The organism is Ruminococcus sp. RTP21484sp1_RTP21281st1_A8_RTP21281_210402 (assembly GCF_040914025.1).
Lineage (GTDB): Bacteria > Bacillota > Clostridia > Lachnospirales > Lachnospiraceae > Blautia_A > Blautia_A faecis.
The window spans coordinates 1-5,199 of record NZ_JBCPGE010000089.1 but is presented as its reverse complement, the minus strand read 5'-3'; the positions used below and the strand labels follow the sequence as shown (position 1 = coordinate 5,199).

Annotated in this window: 4 protein-coding genes; 1 reads left to right on the top strand and 3 read right to left on the bottom strand. The window is 44.4% G+C overall.

Annotation, left to right across the window (positions count from 1 at the left end; translation table 11 throughout):
• The coding region (locus AB5170_RS22250; protein ID WP_368365165.1) for an alpha-galactosidase at positions 1 to 1,823 on the bottom strand (1,823 nt) is incomplete at its 3' end.
• Positions 1,824 to 1,992: 169 nt separating this feature from the next.
• Here AB5170_RS22250 and AB5170_RS22245 point away from each other — a divergent pair.
• Positions 1,993 to 2,832, top strand: coding sequence for an AraC family transcriptional regulator (locus tag AB5170_RS22245; RefSeq protein WP_148463212.1), 840 nt, complete (start codon positions 1,993 to 1,995; stop codon positions 2,830 to 2,832).
• 71 nt (positions 2,833 to 2,903) lie between these two features.
• Here AB5170_RS22245 and AB5170_RS22240 read toward each other — a convergent pair whose 3' ends face one another.
• Both AB5170_RS22240 and AB5170_RS22235 read right to left on the bottom strand, forming a co-directional pair.
• Positions 2,904 to 3,704 (bottom strand): hypothetical protein, encoded by an 801-nt coding sequence (locus tag AB5170_RS22240; RefSeq protein ID WP_148463213.1) that lies wholly within the window; start codon positions 3,702 to 3,704, stop codon positions 2,904 to 2,906.
• Positions 3,705 to 4,000: 296 nt separating this feature from the next.
• The coding region (locus tag AB5170_RS22235; RefSeq protein WP_368365163.1) for a prealbumin-like fold domain-containing protein at positions 4,001 to 5,199 on the bottom strand (1,199 nt) is incomplete at its 5' end.

The window sequence follows — 5,199 nt, the reverse complement described above, 5'->3', positions numbered from 1 at the left end:
GCTTTTTCCTTTGCATTTAAAAGTGCGGGATTCAGTTCATAGCCAAAGGTTCCAGACATAGCTGCAACGCCTCTTGTATGCATACTGGTCACTCTTCCGGTCTGATGGTTTGGCACTGCTGACACATGTGAACCCATTGCTGCTACCGGATAAAAGAAGGAGGTTCCATATTGAATCCGTGTACGATTAATAGCATCTGTGTTGTCACTGCACCAGATCTGAGGCGTATAATACAGCATTCCGGCATCAAATCTTCCGCCGCCTCCGCTGCAGCCTTCAATAAGAATATCCGGATAACGGTTCGTAAGTTTTTCCAGGAAATCGTACACCCCAAGAACATAATCATAGGTCACATTTGGTGCATAAATATCTGCCAGGCTGCGGTTCATATCCCATTTAATGTACTCCACATTCCCCTGATCCAGAACTGCGCAAATACGTTTAAATATCTCATCGCGTACTTCTTTTCTGGAAAAATCAAGAACCAGCTGGTTTCTGGAACGAACAGGCTTGCGGCCTGGAATTGTGATTGCCCAGTCCGGATGTTCCCTGTAAAGATCACTGTCCTCACTGACCATTTCAGGCTCAATCCAGATACCGAATTTCACGCCTTCTGCGTTTACTCTTTCGATTAATTTCGTCAGAGTTCCGCCTAATTTTTCCTCGTTCACATACCAGTCGCCGAGAGAAGAATTGTCGTCATTTCGCTTTCCGAACCATCCATCATCCATAACCACCATATCGATTCCAAGCGCTTTTGCCTCCTTTGCAAGCTCTACGATGGTGTCTCCGGTGAAATCAAAATATGCGGCTTCCCAGCTGTTGATCAGGACAGGACGATTTGCATGGACGTATTTTCCCTGGCAGATATGATTCATAATGCAGTGATGGTACTGCTTGGAAAGCCTGGAAAGACCTTTGTTTGTGTAGGATAAAATAACCTCTGGCGCGATAAATTCAGCTCCGGCTTCCAGGGGATATGCAAACAGTTCATCAGTCAGACCCATCTGGATTCTGGTCTGATCATACTGGTCCTTTTCTGCTTCTACAAGGAAGTTTCCACTGTATACAAACAGCATTCCGTAGCAGCTTCCGCTGTCTTCATTTGTGTTTTTTCCTGCAAGGATTACCCCTGGATTATACTGGTGGCTGGAGGTTCCACGGCGGCTGCCAATTCGGATGCTTTCATGGGAAACCGGCATTCTTTCCATGTTTCTTTCCATAGCATGTCTGCCATGAAATTTGATCAGATCATAATCTCCGTGAAGGAAATCCAGGCATGCGGACTGGGCTTTTTTTACTGTTACAGGGGCTTTTCCAGCATTCTTAATTATCACGCTTCTGGTGATAATATCTTCTTTTTCCAGTACTCCGTAGAGTAGATGAAGCTCTACTTTTGTAACAGGATCTTCCAGTATAATCTTCAAAGTTTCCGCTTCATTTTCTTCTGCACGGACGAATGGAAGACCTTTCAGAGTGTATTTTCCAGCCGCAATTTCATGCGTTATGTAAACCGGATTGCAGCACTGGGAACCATCTGCATTCTCTATGTTTAACGCATAATTTCGGAAATCTCCTGTGCCAAGTGATGGATATTCCTGTGGCAATGCATCCAGAGAATAGGTTCTGTCGCTGCCTGCTGAATTCGGATTTCCAGAAAATCCACGGTCTCCATAATTCAGAAGATAGTCCATTTCTCCTGCAGTTCTGGCACCATAATACAGGTGCAAAAGGTACCCTTGAGCATCCGCCTGCATCTGATAGGTAGTGTGGGCAGTGGTGAGGGTAAAGATCCGGGTTATTTCGTTGAAGGTAATTGCCATGAGTGGGGCCTCCTTTTTCTATGATGTGTTAAGTATAGCATACCAAAATCAACACTTAAATAGCTTAATTTTTCTTATTTTATGCCTTTATGATGGTTTTTTATGGTATAATGAAATATATTATCGCATTATGATATATTGTCAGCAAATGTAACGGAGGATTCCGGATATGGATAACAACTTTCACATTTTTCCGAGCGAAACTTTCATTGATCTATGCCTTTACCAATATGGACATGAGAAGTGTACTCCCGGACATTTATTTGGTCCGGCAACGCGGAATCACTATCTTTTTCACTATGTTCTTTCCGGAACAGGCACCCTGATGGCCACGAATTCCAAGGGGCAGAATGTAAATTATCAGGTTCGGAGCGGACAGGGATTTATGATTTTTCCAGGACAGATCACCACTTATGTGGCAGATATTCAGGTGCCATGGGAATACGTCTGGGTGGAGTTTGACGGGCTGCGTACCACAGAAATCCTCAACGTTTGTGGCTTTTCCAAGGATGCGCCAGTCTATATGGCCCACTCCAGGGAGGCACGAAAAAAGATGGCGGATGAACTGATTTACATTTCTCAGAATTCAGAGCAATCTCCTTTTCATCTGATGGGACATTTCTATCTTTTTGCGGATCTGCTTGCGCAATCTGTTGCCAGACCGCAGCCTGCCGCCACCAGTAAAATGAGTGATTATTATATAAAAGAGGCAATAAATTATATCGAACAGAACTTCCAGAATGATATTTCTATTGAGGATGTGGCAGCTGTATGCGGTATTAACAGAAGCTATCTGGGACGAATTTTCCGCACCAGCACAGGACGCTCTCCACAGGAATTTCTCATTCATTACCGCATGACAAAAGCGGCGGAATTGCTGAAGCTGACCACATTATCTATAGGAGATATCGGCTCTGCCGTAGGCTACGAAAACGCCCTCCACTTCTCCCGGGCTTTTAAAAATGTGTATGGGGTTTCACCGCGGGCGTGGCGGGAGCAGCATAGATGAAATTTTGATTATACAAAAAAGGACTTTCCGATTTCTCAGAAAGTCCTGTATCTGCTTGCGGTTATTGAATTTTAGAAGTTAAATCCTACGGATTTCAGTGTTCCGTCTGCGGACTGTGCGGTTACGTCCTGGGCAACTACGCCAGCTTCTGTCTCCTGGATGTGGAGGGCGCTCTGGGTTTCGTTTTCCTCTGATGCAACATTTTTGAATTCCATATTAATTACGACTGCTTCGTCTGGAACTTCGATCTCAACACCATCTGCGATGAAGGTTACGTCGTAGAAAGTGTACTCGTCGTCTTCTGTTGTTCCAAGGTCTCTGATGGAAGCCTGTTTTGCTTCTTCATATTTCTCACTGCCAGCTTCAAGCTTTACAGCGTTCATTTCAGCGTTTTCTGGAAGAGCTGTCTCATCAAACACTTTTGCAGTGATAATGACTTCTTCGTTCTCGAAACGGAAATCGGAATCTACGGTAGTTTCTACTGCATCTCCAACTTCACCGGTTCCATCGGTAAACTCAGCTGGATCAGCTTCTGCAGAGCTATCTGTGAATCCATCAACAAAAGCGGCTTCTTCAGCAGATTCCCCGGTCTGGAACTCATCCTGAGATTCTTCTGCCTGAACTTCCTCGGTCTGTGCAACCTCCGGCTGAACCTCTGTCTGAGTCTGCTCTGGCTGAACCTCCTCAGTCTGTGCAGCTTCCGGCTGAACTTCTTCCACATATACAGCTTCATTACCTGTAGTAAAAGCATCCATCTCTGCAAGTGCCTCCGCATCTGTAAATCCTTCTGCGGAAACTACTGTATATCCTGTCACCAGCATTGTCGCTGAAATCATAACTGCCATTGCTTTTTTTAATGTATTCTTTCTCATAATGGAAACCTCCTGAAATCTATAAAGTCATTCCCAAATGTAATATCCTTTAATTTGACTTCATTATACCAGTAGGGCTGTTTCGTCAACTCTTTCTTCGGGATGTTTTTCCACTTTTCAGGAAAGTTTTTTTACTTTTTTGCAAAACCAGAACCACAGGGCTGTTCTGTAGTTTTCCTTAATTGAGCAGGAAGCTAAAGTGAATCTGCAAAAAGGCGATCCGCTTTGTGTGCGGACCGCCTTCATTTGTACTTGCTTTGTTATGGTTCCAATCTGATCAGAAACTTTGTTTTGCTTTACTGTCTTTTGTTTCTTCTGCGGCGTCTTTCAGTCTCGGCTGCAAGCATTGCAGCTGCAAGAAGAAGCATCAGATAAGTTCCGATCGGGGTATCATCTCCGGTCTTCGGTGATTTGCCACCGCCGTAGCCGCCGGAATGATTTTCGGAGCCACCGCTATTTCCACCATCGGAAGAAGGAGTAGGTGTTGGTGTTTCTGTTACTGTGCTTTCTTCCTGGTTGGTGATGACAACTTCTGCTGTCATATTCGTTTCATCAAATATAACAGAATCTGCACTTACGGTAACTTTATATCCAAAGCCTTCGGAGCCTGCAATTGGTTTTCCGTTGGAATCAGTTTCCGTTACATACAGGGTTACCTTTGCTCCTGACTGGGCAAGACCAACATTGATGATCTCACTTACTTCATAGCCACCGTCCATATCAAGCTTGATAATGTTCTGCTCAACCTGCTGGGAAAGCTGTGTATGAGCTGCATCATCAAAGATACCTGCATAGAATACCTCGTTGCTGTTTCTGGTGCCTCCATCTGCACCAAGAACCTTCTTGGTAATTGTCAGCTGACCCTGTTTGTAGAATCCATCTGGCGGGAAGCTGCTGAACACGTTTTCAAAGGAAACGGTTGTTGTTCCATCGGCTTCGGTTACTGTTGTGGAGTTACCATTGCCAAATACAGCTTCATAGACGGTTCCATCTGCAAGAGCGCCGATCGTCTGAGAAGTTCCATCCTGTGTACACTCTGCAATGTAGTATGTCTTGCCTGCCTTAATATTCTCTGAGAATACTACGGTGGAAGCATCTGCATTCTTGAATACAAGAGCTTTCACATCAGAAACTCTCTGTGTGCATTCTTTATCAGAATACAGGGCTACATAGAAGGTCTGATTTCTTGCTGCCAGACCTTCACCAATATAGGTAAGTTTCTTTGTTACTGCAATAGATGCTGAGGTTGCCAGTTTATCCTGTACAAGTAAAACACCATCCTTGGAAACAGCTGTTGTTTTTTCTGCATCTACTGTTCCGTCTTCTTTCAGAACAAAAGTAGTGTCGCTTGTAAGTAAATATCCGTCTGGCGCTACAGTCTCACGAAGAGTGTAAATCTTACCGGTTTTCAGTTTCTCGGTAACATGAGCTTCCTTGGTGGAATCCCACTCGTCTACTACGTTTCCATCCTGGTCAATGATCTGGATGTGAGCAC